21 protein-coding genes are annotated in these 18,965 nt (G+C 64.1%); 8 read left to right on the top strand and 13 right to left on the bottom strand.

The genetic code is table 11. From position 1 onward, the window contains the following. Nucleotides 1-24 precede the first annotated feature (24 nt). From MF4836_RS15595 to MF4836_RS15570, 6 genes are all read left to right on the top strand, one after another. Entirely contained in the window at nucleotides 25-918 is an 894-nt protein-coding gene (locus MF4836_RS15595) for a 2-hydroxy-3-oxopropionate reductase (RefSeq protein ID WP_078471016.1), read from the top strand. Between the two features lie 121 nt (nucleotides 919-1,039). Beyond that, the gene (locus MF4836_RS15590) at nucleotides 1,040-2,320 is read left to right on the top strand and encodes a glycerate kinase type-2 family protein (RefSeq protein ID WP_078471015.1); all 1,281 of its coding nucleotides are present in this window, start codon (nucleotides 1,040-1,042) and stop codon (nucleotides 2,318-2,320) included. Further along, nucleotides 2,310-3,725 carry a pyruvate kinase gene (gene pyk / locus MF4836_RS15585; protein WP_078471014.1) on the top strand — a complete coding sequence of 472 codons (1,416 nt, stop codon included), beginning with the start codon at nucleotides 2,310-2,312 and terminating at the stop codon, nucleotides 3,723-3,725. The genes MF4836_RS15590 and pyk overlap by 11 nt, the downstream gene beginning before the upstream one ends. Nucleotides 3,726-3,783: 58 nt before the next feature. Then, nucleotides 3,784-4,707, top strand: coding sequence for an urea transporter (locus tag MF4836_RS15580; protein ID WP_078471274.1), 924 nt, complete (start codon nucleotides 3,784-3,786; stop codon nucleotides 4,705-4,707). A 21-nt stretch (nucleotides 4,708-4,728) separates the two neighbouring features. Beyond that, a complete protein-coding gene (locus MF4836_RS15575) occupies nucleotides 4,729-5,553 on the top strand; it encodes an ion transporter (RefSeq protein WP_078471013.1) in 825 nt (274 codons plus the stop codon). A gap of 90 nt (nucleotides 5,554-5,643) precedes the next feature. Further along, nucleotides 5,644-6,645 carry a sulfate ABC transporter substrate-binding protein gene (locus tag MF4836_RS15570; protein ID WP_078471012.1) on the top strand — a complete coding sequence of 334 codons (1,002 nt, stop codon included), beginning with the start codon at nucleotides 5,644-5,646 and terminating at the stop codon, nucleotides 6,643-6,645. A 68-nt stretch (nucleotides 6,646-6,713) separates the two neighbouring features. On the opposite strand, the gene MF4836_RS15565 is transcribed toward MF4836_RS15570, so the two are convergent. Both MF4836_RS15565 and MF4836_RS15560 read right to left on the bottom strand, forming a co-directional pair. Beyond that, entirely contained in the window at nucleotides 6,714-7,163 is a 450-nt protein-coding gene (locus MF4836_RS15565; protein ID WP_078471011.1) for a RidA family protein, read from the bottom strand. Between the two features lie 120 nt (nucleotides 7,164-7,283). Further along, on the bottom strand, nucleotides 7,284-7,913 hold the full coding sequence (locus MF4836_RS15560; protein WP_078471010.1) for a hypothetical protein: 630 nt from the start codon (nucleotides 7,911-7,913) through the stop codon (nucleotides 7,284-7,286). A gap of 258 nt (nucleotides 7,914-8,171) precedes the next feature. Here MF4836_RS15560 and MF4836_RS15555 point away from each other — a divergent pair, with 258 nt between their 5' ends. Continuing rightward, complete coding sequence (locus MF4836_RS15555; protein ID WP_078471009.1) at nucleotides 8,172-9,380, top strand: MFS transporter; 1,209 nt, start codon at nucleotides 8,172-8,174, stop codon at nucleotides 9,378-9,380. Nucleotides 9,381-9,432: 52 nt separating this feature from the next. Further along, complete coding sequence (locus tag MF4836_RS15550; protein ID WP_078471008.1) at nucleotides 9,433-10,317, top strand: LysR family transcriptional regulator; 885 nt, start codon at nucleotides 9,433-9,435, stop codon at nucleotides 10,315-10,317. Between the two features lie 6 nt (nucleotides 10,318-10,323). On the opposite strand, the gene MF4836_RS15545 is transcribed toward MF4836_RS15550, so the two are convergent. The 11 genes from MF4836_RS15545 to ccmA form a co-directional block, all read right to left on the bottom strand. Continuing rightward, entirely contained in the window at nucleotides 10,324-11,454 is a 1,131-nt protein-coding gene (locus tag MF4836_RS15545) for a hypothetical protein (protein ID WP_078471007.1), read from the bottom strand. Between the two features lie 98 nt (nucleotides 11,455-11,552). After that, a complete protein-coding gene (locus MF4836_RS15540) occupies nucleotides 11,553-11,954 on the bottom strand; it encodes a hypothetical protein (RefSeq protein ID WP_078471006.1) in 402 nt (133 codons plus the stop codon). Nucleotides 11,955-11,968: 14 nt separating this feature from the next. After that, nucleotides 11,969-13,174, bottom strand: a complete 1,206-nt coding sequence (ccmI, locus tag MF4836_RS15535) for a c-type cytochrome biogenesis protein CcmI (RefSeq protein WP_078471005.1) — start codon at nucleotides 13,172-13,174, stop codon at nucleotides 11,969-11,971. Beyond that, nucleotides 13,171-13,641: a cytochrome c-type biogenesis protein gene (locus MF4836_RS15530; protein WP_078471004.1), complete on the bottom strand. Its 471-nt coding sequence runs from the start codon at nucleotides 13,639-13,641 to the stop codon at nucleotides 13,171-13,173. The genes ccmI and MF4836_RS15530 overlap by 4 nt, the downstream gene beginning before the upstream one ends. Beyond that, a complete protein-coding gene (locus MF4836_RS15525; protein WP_078471003.1) occupies nucleotides 13,638-14,174 on the bottom strand; it encodes a DsbE family thiol:disulfide interchange protein in 537 nt (178 codons plus the stop codon). Before MF4836_RS15525 ends, MF4836_RS15530 begins: the two co-directional genes overlap by 4 nt. Beyond that, nucleotides 14,171-16,159 (bottom strand): heme lyase CcmF/NrfE family subunit, encoded by a 1,989-nt coding sequence (locus MF4836_RS15520; protein ID WP_078471002.1) that lies wholly within the window; start codon nucleotides 16,157-16,159, stop codon nucleotides 14,171-14,173. Before MF4836_RS15520 ends, MF4836_RS15525 begins: the two co-directional genes overlap by 4 nt. Nucleotides 16,160-16,162: 3 nt before the next feature. Continuing rightward, nucleotides 16,163-16,618: a cytochrome c maturation protein CcmE gene (gene ccmE / locus MF4836_RS15515; protein WP_020299259.1), complete on the bottom strand. Its 456-nt coding sequence runs from the start codon at nucleotides 16,616-16,618 to the stop codon at nucleotides 16,163-16,165. Continuing rightward, nucleotides 16,615-16,791, bottom strand: a complete 177-nt coding sequence (gene ccmD / locus MF4836_RS15510) for a heme exporter protein CcmD (RefSeq protein WP_020299260.1) — start codon at nucleotides 16,789-16,791, stop codon at nucleotides 16,615-16,617. Before ccmD ends, ccmE begins: the two co-directional genes overlap by 4 nt. Next, complete coding sequence (locus tag MF4836_RS15505) at nucleotides 16,788-17,543, bottom strand: heme ABC transporter permease (RefSeq protein WP_078471001.1); 756 nt, start codon at nucleotides 17,541-17,543, stop codon at nucleotides 16,788-16,790. Before MF4836_RS15505 ends, ccmD begins: the two co-directional genes overlap by 4 nt. A 92-nt stretch (nucleotides 17,544-17,635) precedes the next feature. Next, nucleotides 17,636-18,304 carry a heme exporter protein CcmB gene (gene ccmB, locus MF4836_RS15500; RefSeq protein ID WP_078471000.1) on the bottom strand — a complete coding sequence of 223 codons (669 nt, stop codon included), beginning with the start codon at nucleotides 18,302-18,304 and terminating at the stop codon, nucleotides 17,636-17,638. Then, on the bottom strand, nucleotides 18,301-18,936 hold the full coding sequence (gene ccmA, locus MF4836_RS15495) for a cytochrome c biogenesis heme-transporting ATPase CcmA (RefSeq protein WP_078470999.1): 636 nt from the start codon (nucleotides 18,934-18,936) through the stop codon (nucleotides 18,301-18,303). The genes ccmB and ccmA overlap by 4 nt, the downstream gene beginning before the upstream one ends. Between the last annotated feature and the right edge of the window lie 29 nt (nucleotides 18,937-18,965).

Genomic DNA, 18,965 nt, shown 5'->3' with positions numbered 1-18,965 from the left:
CGGCCCCCACAAGAGGATTTCTTCATGGCTAAAATCGGATTTATCGGCACCGGCATCATGGGCCACCCAATGGCCTCGAACCTGCAAAAGGCCGGTCACAGCCTGTTCCTGTCCGAGCATCACGGCCAGGCACCGGCCGACCTGATCGCCGCGGGCGCGGTCGCCCTGGCGAACCCCAGGGAAGTGGCCCAGGAAGCCGAGTTCATCATCATCATGGTGCCCGACACCCCGCAGGTCGAAGACGTGCTGCTGCGTGCCGACGGGATCGCCGCCGGTGTCGGCAAAGGCAAGATCGTGATCGACATGAGCTCGATCTCGCCTACCGCGACCAAGGCCTTCGCCGCCCAGATCAACGAGAAAGGCGCGCAGTACCTGGATGCCCCGGTGTCCGGTGGTGAAGTCGGAGCCAAGGCCGGGACCCTGAGCATCATGGTCGGCGGTGACAGCCAGGCCTTCGAACGCGCCCTGCCGCTGTTCCAGAGCATGGGCAAGAACATCACCCTGGTCGGTGGCAACGGCGACGGCCAGACCGCCAAGGTGGCCAACCAGATCATCGTCGCCCTGAACATCCAGGCGGTGGCCGAGGCCCTGCTGTTCGCGGCGAAAAACGGCGCCGACCCGGCCAAGGTGCGTGAAGCGCTGATGGGTGGCTTCGCTTCGTCGAAGATCCTCGAGGTCCATGGCGAGCGGATGATCAAGGGCACCTTCGACCCGGGTTTCCGTATCAACCTGCACCAGAAGGACCTCAACCTGGCCCTGGCCGGCGCACGCGAGCTGGGCATCAACCTGCCGAACACGGCCAACGCCCAACAGGTGTTCAGCACGTGCGCCGCCATCGGTGGCAGCAACTGGGACCACTCGGCGCTGATCAAGGGCCTGGAGCACATGGCCAACTTCTCGATTCGCGACCCGCAATAAGCCTCGGCTGTAGCCGCGAGCGCAGGCCGCCGGAGGGTGCATCAGTTCCCCCCGGCACCGCCTGCGTCCGCGCCAGCAGGCAGTTTCAAGCCCCCCATAACAAGAACACCGGGAGCCCGCCATGTCGGTCGATCCGCAACAATTCCTGCGCGAGCTGTTCGCCACAGCCATCGACGCCGCCCATCCGCAACACGTGCTCGAAGCCCACTTGCCCCGCGATCGCAGCGGCCGGGTAATCGTTATTGGCGCCGGCAAGGCCGCAGCCGCCATGGCCCAGGTGGTTGAACGCTGCTGGCAGGGCGAAGTGTCCGGGCTGGTGGTGACCCGCTATGGCCATGGCGCGCCGTGCCAGAAAATCGAAGTGGTCGAAGCCGCCCACCCGGTCCCCGACGCCGCCGGCCTGGCCGTGGCCAAGCGGGTCCTGGAGCTGGTCAGCAACCTGTCGGAACAGGACCGGGTGATCTTCCTCCTGTCAGGCGGTGGCTCGGCCTTGCTGGCCCTGCCCGCTGCCGGCATCAGCCTGGCCGACAAGCAGTCGATCAACAAGGCGCTGCTCAAGTCGGGCGCCACCATCGGCGAGATGAATTGCGTGCGCAAGCACCTGTCGGCGATCAAGGGCGGACGCCTGGCCAAGGCCTGCTGGCCGGCCAGCGTGTACACCTACGCGATCTCCGACGTACCCGGGGACCTGGCCACGGTCATCGCCTCCGGCCCGACGGTGGCCGACCCCAGCACCTCGGCCGAAGCCCTGGCCATCCTCAAGCGCTACGCCATCGACGTGCCCGCTACCGTGCGCAACTGGCTGCAAAGCGCCGAATCGGAAACCGTCAAACCCGGTGATCCGGCCCTGGCCCGCAGCCACTTCCAATTGATCGCCCGGCCCCAGCAGTCCCTCGAGGCCGCCGCAGTCAAGGCGCGCCAGGCCGGGTTCAGCCCGCTGATCCTGGGTGACCTGGAAGGCGAATCCCGCGAGGTGGCCAAGGTCCACGCCGGCATCGCCCGCCAGGTCCTGCTGCATGGCCAGCCGCTGGCGGCGCCCTGCGTGATTCTGTCGGGTGGCGAAACCACGGTCACCGTGCGCGGCACCGGCCGCGGCGGGCGCAACGCCGAGTTCCTGCTGAGCCTGACCGACAGCCTCAAGGGCCTGCCCGGGATCTATGCCCTGGCCGGCGACACCGACGGCATCGACGGCTCGGAGGACAACGCCGGCGCCATCATGACCCCCGACAGCTACAGCCGCGCCGCCGCCCTGGGCCTGAGCGCCAGCGACGAGCTGGATAACAACAACGGTTACGGCTACTTCGCCGCGCTGGACGCGTTGATCGTCACCGAGCCGACCCGCACCAACGTCAATGACTTCCGCGCCATCCTGATTCTTGAGAACCCGACACATGACGCCTGATAAAAAGGTCAAAATCCTCGCCACCCTGGGCCCCGCCACCGACGGCATCGAGGACATCCGTGAACTGGTCAAGGCCGGGGTCAATATCTTTCGCCTCAACTTCAGCCACGGCGATCACGCCGACCACGCCCAGCGCTTTCAATGGATCCGCGAGGTCGAGCGCCAGCTGAACTATCCCCTGGGCATCCTCATGGACCTGCAAGGGCCGAAGCTGCGGGTTGGCAAGTTCGCCGCGGGCAAGGTGCAACTGGTGCGCGGCCCGGCCCTGCGCCTGGACCTGGACCCAACCCCGGGCGACCAGCGCCGGATCAACCTGCCGCACCCGGAAATCATCGCCGCCCTGGAGCCGGGCATGGACCTGCTGCTGGACGACGGCAAACTGCGCCTGCGGGTAACCGGCAAACACGCCGACGCCATCGACACCACGGTACTCAACGGCGGCGAGCTGTCGGACCGCAAGGGCGTCAACGTGCCCCAGGCCGTGCTCGACCTGAGCCCGCTGACGGCCAAGGACCGCCGCGACCTCAGCTTCGGCCTGGAGCTGGGGGTGGATTGGGTGGCGCTGTCCTTTGTCCAGCGCCCCGAGGATATCCATGAAGCGCGGGTCCTGATCGGCAACAAAGCGTTCCTGATGGCCAAGATCGAGAAGCCCTCGGCCGTCACCCAATTGCGGGAAATCGCCGAGTTGAGCGACGCGATCATGGTCGCCAGAGGTGATCTGGGGGTGGAAGTGCCAGCGGAAAGCGTGCCGCAGATCCAGAAAGACATCATCAGCACCTGCCGCCAACTGGGCAAACCGGTGGTGGTGGCGACCCAGATGCTCGAATCCATGCGCTTCTCGCCGGCCCCCACCCGAGCCGAGGTCACGGACGTGGCCAATGCGGTGGCCGAAGGGGCGGACGCGGTGATGCTGTCGGCGGAAACCGCCTCCGGCGAATACCCGTTGGAAGCCGTGCAGATGATGAGCAAGATCATCCGCCAGGTCGAAAGCGGCCCCGACTACCAGGCTCAGCTCGACGTCAGTCGGCCCCAGGCCGAAGCCACCCAGTCGGACGCCATCAGCTGCGCGATCCGCCGTATCAGCAGCATCCTGCCAGTGGCGGTGCTGGTGAACTACAGCGAGTCCGGCAGCTCCAGCCTGCGCGCCGCCCGCGAGCGGCCCCGGGTGCCGATCCTCAACCTCACGCCGAACCTGGCCACCGCGCGCCGCCTGAGCGTGGCCTGGGGCGTGCATTCGGTGGTCAACGACCGCCTGCGCCAGGTCGATGAGATCTGCTCCACGGCCCTGGAGATCGCCCAGGCCCAGGGTTTGGCCAAACGCGGCGACACCTTGCTGATCACCGCCGGCGTGCCATTCGGCCAGCCGGGTTCGACCAACTCGCTGCGGATCGAAACCCTGATCTGACCCTCGGCCCCAACCGCCATGGCCGGCGACGGCCATGGCGCGCCCTGACGAATTGTTCATGCCTTCAGAGTCGTTCAACTCCTATTGCCCCGACTGGGCCAGCGCCGTGCTCAATGGCTTCAGTCAGATCTTTCTCCAGCGCCACCCGCTGTGTGGCCTGCTGTGCCTGCTGGCCATCCTGATCGGTGCTCCGGCCCTGCTCGGCGGCGCCCTGCTCGGTGGCGTCGCCGGCCTGCTTACGGCACAACGACGCGGCTACCCCAAGGCCGATCGCCAGGCCGGGCTGTTCAGCTACAACGGGGTGCTGCTTGGCTTGCTGCTGAGCCTTTATTTCCCCTGGTCGGCGCTGCTGCCGCCGTTGATTGTCGCCTGCGGCGGGATCAGCGCGATCCTGACCCAGCAGTGGCTCAAGCGCTCACGGGACCACCATTGCCTGCCGGCCTACACCGCGCCTTTTGTCGGTTTGAGCTGGTTGCTGCTGAGCGTTGCCGAGCCCATGTTGCCGGCCAACCCGCCCCTGGCCGAACCCGGCCTGCTCGAGCTGCTGGGGGCGACCGCCAAGGGCCTGGGGCAAGTGCTGTTCCTCGAACAGCCACTGGCCGGTACCTTGATTGCCCTCGGGCTGTTCCTGGCCAACCGGCGCGCTGCGGCCTGGGCCGTGTTCGGTTCGGCGGCCGGCCTGGGGTTCAGCCTGTTGCATCATGAAAACCCCAGCGCCCTGCTTGGCCTGGGCGGCTACAACGCCGTACTGGTGGCCATCGCCCTCAGCCAGCAACCCCGCGCCCTGTGCTGGCTGCCAGTGCCCGGTGTCGCCCTGGCCCTGCTACTGACGCCGGGCTTTGCCGCCCTGGGCCTGGCGCCCCTGACCGCGCCCTTTATCCTCGCTGCCTGGCTGGTACGCGCCACGGTCCGGGTCATGCGCCAGGCGGCCCGAGACAGTGCGCCTTGCACTGCAAGGGGCAATCCACCTAGGCTGCGCTGATATTTGTTTCAGGCGATCTACATGGACAGCAGCAACCACTGGCGTGACCGTCTCTACGTCATGATTTTCCAGACCGACACCGTGGCCGGTCGACGCTTCGACAGCACCTTGCTGCTGATCATCCTCGCCAGCCTGGTGATCGTGATCCTCGACAGCATCGACCAGGTGCACCGCGACTACGCCAACGTGCTGGCCTACATCGAATGGGGTTTTACCCTGATTTTCGCGATCGAGTACGGCCTGCGCCTGTACTGCTCGCCCAAGCCGTTGCGCTATGCCTTCAGTTTCTATGGCCTGGTGGACCTGCTGGCCATCGTCCCGGGGATCCTCGCGCTGTATTACAGCGATGCCCAGTACCTGCTGATCATCCGTGTGATCCGCATGCTGCGGATCTTCCGTGTGCTCAAGCTGAGCCCCTACCTCAAGCAGGCCAACTACCTGATGTCGGCCCTGCGGGGCAGCAAGCAGAAGATCATTGTGTTTCTGCTCAGCGTGTCGACCCTGGTCACGGTGTTCGGCACCCTGATGTATGTGGTCGAAGGCCCGGAGCACGGCTTTACCAGCATTCCCAAGGGCATCTATTGGGCTATCGTCACCCTGACCACGGTGGGCTTCGGCGATATCGTGCCGAAAACCCCATTGGGCCAGGTGATTTCATCGCTGGTGATGATCACCGGTTACTCGATCATCGCCGTCCCCACCGGGATCTTTACCGCTGAACTGGCCAGTGCCATGCGCGGCGAACAACTCAAGCATGACTGCCCGGTGTGCAAGAAGAGCAACCATGAACCCAGCGCTGCATTCTGCTCGCGCTGCGGGAATGCGCTGTTCAAGAAAATGGAATAAGCAAAGTGCTTTTTAATCTTTAAACCGCTATGACGCCCCGGCTATAGTCGGCGGCAAAATGCCTTCACTCTCGAATAAAAGGAATGTGCAGTGAAAAAACTTTTGAGCGCCTCTCTTCTGGCTGCCGGTCTGGCACTGGGCAGCGCGGCCCATGCCGCACCGACCCTGCTGAACGTGTCCTACGACGTGATGCGCGACTTCTATAAAGACTACAACGCAGCCTTCCAGAAGCATTGGCAGGCCGAGCACAAGGAGAACATCACCCTGCAGATGTCCTTCGGCGGTTCGAGCAAACAGGCGCGTTCGGTCATCGACGGCCTGCCGGCCGACGTCATTACCATGAACATGGCCACTGATATCAATGCCCTGGTGGACAACGGCAAGCTGGTCCCGGACAACTGGGTGACCCGCCTGCCGAACAACAGCGCGCCGTTCACCTCGGCCACCGTGTTTATCGTGCGCAAAGGCAACCCGAAAGCCCTGAAAGACTGGCCGGACCTGCTCAAGGATGGCGTCCAGGTGATTGTGCCCAACCCGAAAACCTCGGGTAACGGCCGCTACACCTACCTCTCGGCCTGGGGTTACGTGCTCAAGAATGGCGGTGACGAAAGCAAGGCCAAGGACTTTGTCGGCAAACTGTTCCGCCAGGCTCCGGTATTGGATACCGGTGGCCGCGCCGCTACCACGACCTTCATGACCAACCAGATCGGCGACGTGCTGGTGACCTTTGAAAACGAAGCCGAGATGATCGCCCGCGAGTTCGGCCGCGATCAGTTCGAAGTGATCTACCCAAGCGTTTCCGCCGAAGCCGAGCCACCGGTGTCGGTGGTCGACAAAGTGGTCGACAAGAAAGGCACCCGCGCCGCGGCCGAGGAATACCTGAAGTACCTGTGGTCGCCGGAAGGCCAGGAAATCGCCGCCAACAACTACCTGCGCCCACGGGACCCGAAAGTCCTGGCCAAGTACACCGACCGCTTCCCGAAAGTCGACTTCCTCTCGGTGGAGAAAACCTTCGGTGACTGGCGCACCGTGCAGAAGACCCACTTCAATGACGGCGGGATCTTCGACCAGATCTACGGCGACGCCAAGTAAGGGTTACCGCTGAAAAAAAGCGACCGTGATGGTCGCTTTTTTTATGCCTGCGGTTTGAGGCGCAACGGCTAGAGCCCCACCACCGGGCTCAGCAACGCCGCCTCCTGGGCTGGCTGCCGTTCGGCGAGCATGGCTTCGGCCTCGACCTCGATCAGCCACTCGGGCAACGACAAGCCGCTGACGATGATCCACGACGATGCCGGCGGGTCATTGGGGAAACGTTGCAGCAGAACCTGGCTGATCTGCTCCTGCTGGTCACGGGCCGCTTCGGCAATGTAGATGCGCAGCATCACCACATCCCCCAACGCGCCACCGGCGTGGGCCAGCACCCGTTCGATATTGTCGAAGGCCTGCTCGGTCTGCTCCCGCAGGCCGGGGCCGACAGTGGATTCGTGCTCGTCGACGCCAACCTGGCCCGACAGCAGCAGGCGCCGGCCGCCGCGAACCTCGACAGCCTGGCTGAAACCGTATTGCAGAGAATTGAAGATGTTTGGCGGATTGAACGTGGACTTTTGCATGGGGCCTCCCGACGCGATGAGCGACCGAAAACCCTAAACCAAGCCCGCCCGGAGTTCCACCGAAACGCCGTAACAGCAACACTTGGCAACGCAACAGCCGCCGTGCAGAGAGGGCGCGCCTTACATCGGCGGGGTGACCCCGTCCTTGCCGGCCGAGATCGATTGCGCGGTCAATTTGCCATCGGCGCCCTGGGTCACGAACATCACTACCTTGACCCCGGCCTTGAGCAGGCTGCGATCAGCTGGCGCCAGATTGACGATGGGCACATCGTCCGGCACCAGGATCTTCTGCTGGCCGCCCTTGTAGTTGACGGTCAGGGTGCGACCGTTGCTCACCACCAGGTCGCCGACACTGCCATTGGTCATGCTGCTGCCCTTGACCAGGTCAAACGGTCGATGGCCTTCGCCCGTGCCGACCATCTGTGGGGGAAATACATGCACTTCCAGGGCCTTGAGGGTGCCATCGGCCATGGGCACCGCCGCCGAGCCGATGTAGCTGCCGGGCTTGATGTCTTCGATATTGGCCAGGCTCACTGCCCGCACCTGGGTCTGGGGCGTCAGCTCGATGCTGGCCACCTCACCATTGTTGGCATGCACCCGCAGCACATCGCCGCTGATGCCGGTGATTTCACCCCGTACCGCGATGCGCATCCCCGGCGCATCCTGGGCCTGGGCCGGGCCGACCAGCATCAGGCTGGCCAAAACGATGCTCGCGACAGCGTCGAACAATCGGCGCAAAGACAGTTTCATGGGGCAGGCTTCCCGTGCTGAAAGGCTGATGATCAATCGGAGCGATGCTCACGACTTCCTGGCCAACTATAAGCCGGCTATCGAAGCAGTTGTAAGTAAATGTATCATCGGCCCGGGGAGCCCTTCTCAGTGCTTCGTTCAAGCCGCTTCGCCCCCCTATTCCCCACGGGAATAAATGCTATCACCCGAGCCTCTCTACCGCGTCACGGGCCAGCCTCCTAACCTCGCCCACATCCTTTCGCCGCCAAGAGAACCGCGATGACTACAACTTCCCAAGCGCTGCACGCCACCAGCGCGACAATGACCCGGGGCATGGTGCTGCTGTTTGCCTTCTGCTGCGGCGCGATCGTCGCCAACATCTATTACGCCCAGCCGATCATCGAGCTGATCGCCCCGGACGTCGGCCTGTCCAGCACCCTGGCCAGCCTGATCGTGTCCCTGACCCAGATCGGCTATGCCCTGGGCCTGTTTTTCCTGGTGCCCCTGGGCGATCTCCTGGAAAACCGGCGCCTGATGATCGTCACCACCCTGGTGGCCATTGTCAGCCTGCTGGTGGCGGCCTTCACCACCGCCCCCAATGCCTTCCTGCTGGTATCGCTGCTGATCGGCTTCAGCTCGGTGTCGGTGCAGATCCTGATCCCCCTGGCAGCACACCTGGCCCCGGCCGAGTCTCGCGGGCGGGTGGTCGGCGGGATCATGGGCGGCTTGTTGCTGGGGATACTGCTGGCACGGCCGGTGGCCAGCGTGGTGGCCGATCACTTCGGCTGGCGCGCCATGTTCATTGCCGCTGCGGTATTGATGGTCGCCATCAGTGCGGTGCTGGCCCTGACCATGCCCAAGCGCCAGCCCGAGCACAGTGCCAGCTACGGCCAGTTGCTGCGCTCCCTGGGCACCTTGCTGCGCCGCCAGCCCGTATTGCGCCAGCGGGCGTTCTACCAGGGTTGCCTGTTCGCCACCTTCAGCCTGTTCTGGACCGCCGCACCGCTGGAGCTGGCGCGTAATCACGGACTGTCCCAGACCCAGATCGCACTCTTCGCCCTGGTAGGCGCCATCGGCGCCATCGCCGCCCCCATCAGCGGGCGCCTGGCGGATGCCGGCCACACCCGCGTCGCCTCGCTGCTGGCCATGCTGTTCGCGGCCCTGAGTTTTCTTCCGGGCCTGGTGCATCCGGCCTACAGCGTCATCGGTCTCGCGGTGACCGGCGTGGTCCTGGATTTCTGCGTGCAGATGAACATGGTCCTCGGCCAGCGGGCGGTGTATGCCCTGGATGCCCAGAGCCGCAGCCGCTTGAATGCGCTGTACATGACCAGCATCTTTATCGGCGGCGCCTTTGGCTCATCCATCGCCAGTGCGGTGTACGAACACGGCGGCTGGCTGGGGGTGATCCTGGTCGGCAGCCTGTTCCCGCTGCTGGCGCTGCTGCGCTTTTTGCTGGTGTCCGAAAAGCCGCTGCTGGCCAGCGCCTGAAACCCACCTGCGCGGGCTGGCCCGCGCCCTGCCCCCGACTGGAGCAACGCCGATGGACCGCCTGGCTGCCATGGAAACCTTCATCAATGTGGTGGAAACCGGTTCGTTTTCCGCCGCCGCCCGGCGCCTCAACATCGGCCAGCCGGCCGTCTCGAAAAGCATCGCGCAACTGGAGACACACCTGGCCGTGCGACTGTTGCTGCGTTCGACCCGCGGCCTCACGCCCACCGAGGCCGGCCTAGCGTTTTTCGAGCGTGCCCGGCGCACCCTGGAAGAGGCCGATGAGGCCGAGCGTGCGGCACGGGGCTCGGCGGCCGGCCTGCGCGGCACCTTGCGCATCGCTGCAGCGGTGACCTTCGCCCGCATGCACATCGTGCCGAACCTGGGCCCCTTCCTTGAGCAGCACCCGGAACTGTCGATCGACGTGGTACTGGACGACCACAACAGCAACCTGGTGGAGGCCGGGATCGATGTCGCCCTGCGCATGGGCAGCCTGGAAGATTCGGCGCTGACCGCACGCCAGATCAGCCAGTGCCGACGCGTGGTGGTGGCGACGCCTGAGTACCTGGCACGGCATGGCACGCCGACCGCCCCCGAGCAGTTGCCCCGATTGCCGGCCATCATCTACAGCCTGGGCGGTGGCGCCCACTGGACCTTCACCCAGCACGGTCAACAACAGGCGGTGGTACTGGCAGGCAGGATGCGGGTCAACGCCGCCGAAGGGCTGCGCGAGGCAGTGCTGGCCCACCAGGGGCTGACCGTGGCCTCGTACTGGATGTTCGCCCCGGAGCTGGCCCGAGGTCAGGTCCAGGAGCTGCTCGGCGACTGGCAGCTGCCGCCCCAGCAACTGTGGGCGGTATTTCCTACCGGGCGCCTGGCCAGCGCCAAGGCCCGGGCCTTTGTCACGTATGTCGAGGCGTTGATGACCAGCCGTTGAGCGGCCTCAGATGTGCTCGCGCACCAGCACTTCAGTGTTCGTCGCCTCGCCCCACTGCCGTAGCCGACGGATCAGCTCAGGGTCGGTTTCGCCCACCAGGTACAACAGCTCCATCGACTGGCCGGCGGCCCACTGCACAAAACCCGACGTCTCGAACTCCTCGACGCTCGCCAACTGAAACTCACTCTCAAACCTCCCGGGCAGCACCGGTTCGTTGCTGCCACGCTGGCTGCTCTGAGCAATGAAATCACAGGCCATATGGACCACGCCCCATTCGGCCTTGCGCCAGCTGCCCAGGGCCTGGGCAAAGCGTTTGTGCGCAACATCGCTGAAGCCCAGGCTGTCGACCACCACCCTCTGGTTGATGATCAGCCAGAACTTGCGTTGCTTCGGCGCTTTCAAATAGAGCTCGCCGGACACCTTGGACGCGCGCAGCGCCAGGGCGATTACCACCAGCAACGGCGCGAAATAGCGAAATAGCTCTTCGAACTCGGTTTCCCTGATCAGGTTCTGGTACTTGACCACCTCTGTACGCCGCAGCTCCCGCTCCTTGAGCGTCTCCTGCAACCCCGCCAGCCAGCGCTGTATCGGCTCGGCCGAGTACTCGGCGTCCAGCGCCGGCAGCTCCTGCAACAGATTGACCAGCGCCACGTCGGACAGCGGCCGGGCCACGTCGGCATAGCGCTGGCACAGGCTTGCAACCTGCAGCGCGTCGGCCGCTTCGTAGCGGCTGGTAGCCGTGGCGCATTGCGCCGGGTCGAGCATGTCGTTGATTTCGGCGCGCAGGCTTTTGTCGATGCCGGCCTTGGAGGCCTGGGCCATCTCGTAAGGCGACTGAAACCACATTTCGCGCACGCTCTGGGTCTGTCCGATCAACGCCAACGAGGCGAAAAACAGCCAGACATAGTCGATACGCTTCCACCACGTCTCATCCCGAGGCCGGTAGGCGATAAACAGCCAGCAGAACAGGTAATAGATAAAACCGTAGAGTGCCACCAGGAAGAATGGCGTCAGCAACAGATAGATCAGCCCCGGAATGTCGGTGTTGTGACAGTAATACAGCACCACGAAACACAGGCAGACATACAGGCAGAACTGCAGCCGGGCCAAATACAGCTTGTTGGGTTTTATCTTCATCAGGTGCTCAAGCAACGATACTCAGGGACATGGCGCTGTATCGGCCGTGAGCCAGAGGGCTTGAACAACAAGCACCGTCGCCCAAGCCCCTCGCGGGGCTATTTGAACTGACGCCCCAAGCCGGACGGAACGCCATGGATGTCGGTTTCCTCCCAGGGGCCGTCCGGGCCGATGGAGCGGCTCCAGCCGTTGTTCCAGCGGTAATAGGTGCGTTGGCGATAGAAGGTGTTGCTCTGGTCATCCAGCACATACACCCCCAGCCGCGCATCCCAATGGCTATGGCCGCCGGGAGGTGGGGCAAAACTGGCGGAGGTGCGTGGCAGGGGCTTGGCCGGACGATTGGGCGTCGCCGGTGCCCCAGGCGCGGTCGAGGGCACCGAGCGTGTGCTCGGCACCGCCGGCGGGATGGGTTCGGAGCTGGTGGGCTGCGGCCGCTGGACCGTACATGCACTCAACCCCACAACCAGTGATAACAGGGTGATACGTGCGATGGCGGTCATGGCGGCTTCTCTGGTTATTGATCCGGGCTGTCGATGGTCAGCTGTTGTGGCGCGGTGGTGCTGCTGGCCAGAGGCTGGCTGCGACCGACCCATTCACCGGCTGTCGGTTGGCCGGCACGGGACACGCGCGCAACCAGTTGGACTTCAGGGAAGTTCGACAGTTTCAACTGCGGCATCATTGCGTCGGCATCCCCCAACTCGACGGTGGCCGGCAGATCAGCCACGGTCAGGCGCTTGGCCGCCAACGGCGCGGGTGGGCCGGACACGGCCCGGGCAAAGATGAACACGCTGTCACCCGGCTGGACCTTGGCCTTCAGCTCAGGCGCCAGGTCGACCCGGACTTTGAGCACGGCGCTCTTGGCCGGGGCGGCCGGCGCCTGGGCAACCTTGCCACCGGTGGCGACCAGCTTCTCGCTGGCCCGGGCGATACCGCCCTGCAGCGCAGCGCGGGAGCTGTCGTCCGGCGGCAATTGGGCCAACAGGCGGTTCCAGTAATCGATGGCGTCCTGATAACGCTCACCTTCAAACGCCGCGATGCCCAACAGTCCAAGGCTGGTGACTTCCTTGGGGTCGGCCTTGAGTGCTTCGTCGGTCAAGGCCTGGAGCTTGGGCGACCACTGTTTGTTGTCGGCAAAATACTGCGCCTGGGCCCATTGCCCGAGCAGCTCCGGCTGGCGGCCCGCCAGGGCCACGGTGCGCTCGAAGAGCTTCGCCGCGTCCGCCGGACGATCCTGGGCCATATAGGTGCGACCGAGGAAGTACAGGCCCTCGGCGGAATCCGGCTGGGCCGCCACTGCGCGCTCGAGGCGCTGGGTCATGTCTTCCATGGACTGCGGCGCCTGGGCGAATTCGCGGGTCAGTTCGACCTTGTCCACAGCGCCAAAGTGCAGGTACAGACCCAGGCCCAGCACCGGCACCAGGATCGCCGCCAGCAACGGCAGCGGCTTGCCCAGCCGTGAAACCCTGGCTGGGGCCACGCCTTCGGTGTCGGCCAGCAACTCGCGGGCCGCTTCGGCGCGGCCGCTGTCCATCTGGTCCGAACTCAGCACACCCTCCGCCTGCTGCCCTTGCAACTCGGCAACCCGTTCTTGGTAGAGCGCCACGTTCAGCGCGGTACGATCCTCTTCACGTTGGGCACGGCGGCCACGTAAAACCGGGATCAACAGAAAACTCAGGGCTACCAGGAGCAGCAGACCTGCAGCGAGCCAGAAATCAATCATTCGGAGTCTTTTTCCAACAGGTGGTCGAGGCGCTGACGCTCCTCGGCAGAAAGCGTGTTCGGGCTGTCAGTGCGCTCGGCACGACGACGCCGGACGATCACGGCGATGATCACCACTCCCCCCAGCAGCAACCCGGCGGGGCCGAACCAGAGCAAGGCGGTTTTGCCGGTCAGGGCCGGCTTGTAGCGGACGAAGTCGCCGTAGCGGTCAACCATGAAGTCGATAATCTGCTGGTTGTCCTTGCCTTCGCCCAGCATGCGAAAGATTTCCTTGCGCAAGTCGGCGGCAATCGGCGCATTGGAATCGGCGATGTCCTGGTTCTGGCACTTGGGGCAGCGCAGCTCCTTGGTCAGCTCGCGAAAACGCTCACGCTCGGCGTCATTGGCGAACTCATAGGTGTCGATGGCGGCCTGGGCTACGGAAGCCATACCCAGACCCAGTACGAGGGCGGCGAACCAGCGCTTCATGGCTTGGCCTCGTCCACCAGCGACTGATACTTGGCCGCCAGTTTTTCACGCCAGACCACCTCGTCGATCACCCCGACGTATTTGTCGCGGATGATGCCCTTGGCGTCGATGAAGAAGGTTTCCGGCGCACCGTACACCCCCAGGTTCAGGCCCAGGGTGCCCTCTTCGTCGCGTATATCCAGCTGATACGGGTTGTGGAATTCGGCCAGCCACTTCAAGGCATCGGCGTTGACGTCCTTGTAGTTGACGCCATAGATCACCACGCCCTGCTGCGCCAGCTTGTTCAGCACCGGGTGCTCGACCCGGCAGGAAATGCACCAGGTGCCCCAGACGTTGACCAGTGCCGGTTTGCCCAGCAGGTCGGCGCGGGTCAGGGTTGTTTCACCCTCGACCGCCGGCAGGGAGAACTCCGGGAACGGCTTGCCGATCATGGCCGACGGCAACTCGGCCGGGTCCAGGTACAGCCCGCGGTAGAGGAATACCGCCATCACCAGGAACAGTGCCAGCGGCAGCAACATCATCCAACGTCTCATGCAGTGACTCCTGTCATGCCCAGCGCTTCGCGCACGCGGCTTTTCACCTTGACCCGGTAACGCCGGTCCAGCGCCGCCAGCAAGCCACCGAAGCCGGTCAGCAGGCCGCCGAACCAGATCCAGCGCACGAACGGCTTGACGTGCACCCGCACCGCCCAGGCGCCATCGCCCAGCGGTTCGCCGAGGGCCACATACAGGTCGCGGGTGAAGCCGGCGTCGATCCCGGCTTCAGTCATCATCGAGTTCTGCACGGTGTACAGGCGCTTCTCCGGGTGCAGCACCGACACTTCCTTGCCGTTGCGCACCACGCGCACGGTGCCTTTGTCGGAGGTGAAGTTCGGCCCCTCGAAGTGCTTGGCGCCTTCAAAAATGAAGTGATAACCGGCCAGGTCCATGGATTCGCCCGGCGCCAGGCGCAGGTCGCGCTCGGCGCTGTTCTGGCTCGACAGCACCACGCCCAGAGCGCAGACCGCGATGCCCAGGTGCGCAATCTGCATGCCCCAATAGCTGCGGGTCAGGCTTGGCAGGCCTTTGATCAGGCCTTTGTGGCGGGTCTTGTCGACGATGTCGCGCACACCGGCCAACAGCACCCAGGCGGCCAGCATAAAGGTCGCCAGCACCGCCCAGTTGAAGTCGCCGTAAGCGATACCAGCCACCACCGCCAAGGCCGCGCTGCCCAGCAGGACCGGGGTCAGCATGCTCACCAGCCACTTGACCGGGGTGTCTTTCCAGCGCACCAGCACACCGACCGCCATCACCACCATCAGCAGCGCCATCAGCGGAATGAACAGCGCATTGAAGTACGGCGGGCCGACCGACAGCTTGGCCCCGGTCAGGGCATCCAGCACCAGCGGGTACAGGGTGCCCAGCAGAATCATCGACGCAGCCACCACCAACACCAGGTTGTTGCCCAGCAGCAGGGTTTCCCGCGACCACAGGTTGAACCCGACATGGCTCTTGACCACCGGCGCGCGCAGAGCGAACAGGGTCAGCGAACCGCCCACCACAAACAGCAGGAAGATCAGGATGAACACGCCGCGCTCTGGGTCGGAGGCGAAGGCATGCACCGAGGTCAGTACCCCGGAACGCACCAGGAAGGTTCCCAGCAGGCTCAGGGAAAACGCGGCAATGGCCAGCAGCACGGTCCAGCTCTTGAACACGCCGCGCTTTTCCGTGACGGCCAGGGAGTGGATCAGGGCCGTCCCCACCAGCCACGGCATGAAGGAGGCGTTTTCCACCGGGTCCCAGAACCACCAGCCGCCCCAGCCGAGTTCGTAGTAGGCCCACCAGGAGCCCAGGGTGATGCCGATGCCGAGGAAAGCCCAGGCGACGATGGTCCAGGGACGCGACCAGCGCGCCCAGGCGGCGTCGAGACGCCCGCCGAGCAGCGCGGCAATGGCGAAGGCGAAGGCCACGGAGAAACCGACATAACCCATGTACAGCATCGGCGGGTGAACGATCAGGCCGATGTCCTGCAGCAACGGGTTGAGGTCACGGCCATCGGCCGGGATCTGCGGCAAGATTCGCGCGAAAGGGTTGGAGGTCAGGATCAGAAACAGCAGGAAGCCGGTGCTGATCATGCCCATCACCGCCAGCACCCGGGCCAGCATCACCTGCGGCAACTGCCGCGAGAACACCGACACGGCAAAGGTCCAGCCACCCAGGATCAACGCCCAGAGCAGCAGCGAGCCTTCGTGGGCGCCCCATACTGCGCTGAACTTGTAGTACCAGGGCAAGGCGCTATTGGAGTTGCTGGCCACATAGGCGACCGAGAAGTCGTCGCTCATGAAGGCATAGGTCAGGCAGCCGAAGGCGAACAGCAGGAAGGCGAACTGCCCCCAGGCCGCCGGCTGAGCCAGGCTCATCCACAGCCGATCGCCGCGCCAGGCGCCGAGCAGCGGGATCACCGCCTGGACCAGGGCAAAGCACAGGGCCAGGATCATCGCCAGATGCCCCAGTTCAGGGATGAAAAGTGCGGAAGTCATGGGTTAACCCTCCTTCGCGGGTGTCGGTGCCGATTGGCCGCTGTCTTTCAGGGCCTTGGTCACCTCGGGGGGCATGTACTTCTCGTCGTGCTTGGCCAGTACTTCATCGGCCACCACCACGCCCTCGGCATTGAGCTTGCCCAGGGCAACGATGCCCTGCCCTTCGCGAAACAGATCCGGGAGGATGCCGCGGTAGGAGATAGTCACGGACTTGTTGAAGTCGGTGACCACAAAGCGTACGTCCAGCGAATCGCCAGAGCGTTGCAGCGAACCCTGCTCGACCATGCCGCCGGCGCGAATCCGCGTGTCCAGGGGCGCCTCGCCATTGGCGATCTGGGTCGGGGTGTAGAACAGGTTGATGTTTTCCTTCAGCGCGCTGAGGGCCAGGCCCACGGCAATGCCAATACCGGCCAGGATCGCCAGGATGATCAAAAGACGCTTTTTACGCAGCGGATTCACTTGCCGTTCTCCCGGCGCAAACGACGCGCCTCTTGTTGCAGATAACGCTTGCGGGCCACGATCGGCACCGCCAGTTCCTGAGCCAGGATCACCAGGCAAATGCCATAGGCCGACCAGACATACAGGCCGTGATGGCCCATGGCGAGAAAATCGTCGAAGGATGCAAAACTCATGGCGCCACCTCCAGGCTGCGTTGGATTTCGGCCTTGACCCAGCTGGTCCGGGCTTCACGCTTGAGCACCTCAAGGCGCATGCGCAACAGCAGCAGCACGCCGAACAGGCAATAGAAACCCAGCACCGTCAGCAGCAGCGGCAGCCACATCTCGGCAGGCATCGCCGGGCGTTCGGTCAGGGTGAAGGTCGCGCCCTGGTGCAGGGTGTTCCACCACTCCACCGAGTATTTGATGATCGGGATGTTGATCACCCCGACGACGGCCAGCACCGCGCAGGCCTTGGCGGCGCTCTCACGATTGCTGATGGCCTGGTTCAGCGCAATAAGACCTGCGTACAGAAACAGGAGGATAAGCATCGACGTCAGTCGTGCATCCCAGACCCACCACGAGCCCCAGGTCGGCTTGCCCCAGATCGCCCCGGTCAACAGCGCAATCACGGTCATCGAATGCCCGATGGGCGCCGCGCACTGCAGGGCGACATCGGCCAGTTTCATCTTCCATACCAGGCTGACCACCCCGCACACCGCCAGCATCACGTAGCAGGACTGGGCCAGCATCGCCATCGGCACATGGATATAGATGATCCGAAAGCTGTTGCCTTGCTGGTAATCCGGCGGCGCGAAGACCAGGCCCCAGACCACGCCGATACCGATCAGCAACAAGGCGGCGACGCTCAGCCAGGGCAGCAGCTTGCCACTGATGCCATAAAACCATTTGGGTGAGCCGAGCTTATGAAACCAGGTCCAGTTCATACTGTTTCCATCACGGTTGCTCTTCGTTATCACGAAAAGTCAGGGTCTGTTCTTGTACCAAGAAGTGATCAAAAAACGATCAGACCGCATTATTATTCGCCGACGCTGATCTTCAGGCCAGCCGCTATTGCAAAGGGTGTCAGGGTTACTGCAAGGGCGGTCAGGCTCCCAAGCCACAGCAGAAAACCGGTTGCCGGCATGCCCTGCAACGCCGCCTGCAAGGCGCCGCTGCCGAGAATCAGTACCGGGATGTACAGGGGCAGAATCAGCAGCGCCAGCAACAGCCCGCCGCGTTTCAACCCCACTGTCAGCGCAGCGCCCACTGCGCCGAGCAGGCTCAGTACCGGGGTGCCGAGCAGCAATGACAACAGCAGCACCGGAATGGCCGCCGTAGGCAATCCGAGCATCAAGGCCAACAGGGGCGCAAGCAATACCAGTGCCAGGCCGGAAAACGCCCAGTGTGCCAGCACCTTGGCCAATACCAGAAGAGCCAGGGGGTGCGACGAAAGGACCCACTGCTCCAGGGATCCGTCCTCGAAATCACTGCGAAACAGCCCGTCCAGCGAGAGCAGGACTGACAAAAGTGCCGCGACCCAGACCAGTCCCGGAGACAAGGTTTGCAACAATTGAGACTCAGGTCCTACCGCCAATGGGAATAATGCGACAACGATGGCGAAGAACACCAACGGGTTGGCCAACTCCGCCGGACGGCGAAACAACAGACGGGCCTCGCGGGCCACCAATAGCGCAAACACACTCATACCGCCCACTGCCCCAGGTCGATGTCGCGATAACCGGCCGGTACCCGCGCCAACGTATGGTGAGTGGTCAGGACCACCATGCCGCCACGCTCGCAATGCCCGGCCAGGTGTTCTTCAAGTTGGGCCACGCCCTGTTTGTCGAGGGCGGTGAAAGGTTCATCGAGCACCCACAGCGGCGGCCCGTCGAGGTACAAACGGGCCAGGGCCACGCGGCGCTGCTGACCGGCCGACAAGGTGTGGCACGGCACATCCTCGAAGCCTCGCAGCCCGACCGCCGCCAGCGCCTGCCAGATGGCCTCGCGCCGCGCCGGTTGGTGCAGGGCACAGAGCCAGGAGAGGTTCTCTTCCGGGCTCAGCACATCCTTGATCCCGGCGGCATGGCCGATCCACAACAGATTGCGCGCCAGTTCGATGCGCTGGGAGGCCAATGGCTGGCCATTGAGCAGCACCTTGCCGTCGGTGGGCTGCATCAGCCCGGCCAGCAAGCGCAGCAGGCTGGTCTTGCCACTGCCATTGGGGCCGCTGATCTGCAGCATGTCGCCCGCCTGCACACGCAATTCGAGGTTTTCAAACAGCAGACGCAAGTCTCGCTCACAGGCAAGGGCGACGGCTTCTAGAAGAGGGCTGGTCAAGAGATAGCAGGCCTTTACGGTTCAAGTCG

The sequence above is a fragment of the Pseudomonas sp. MF4836 genome, from assembly GCF_002018875.1.
GTDB lineage: Bacteria > Pseudomonadota > Gammaproteobacteria > Pseudomonadales > Pseudomonadaceae > Aquipseudomonas.
The sequence above is the reverse complement of the archived record's forward strand: the minus strand, read 5'-3'. Positions and strand labels throughout refer to the sequence as shown.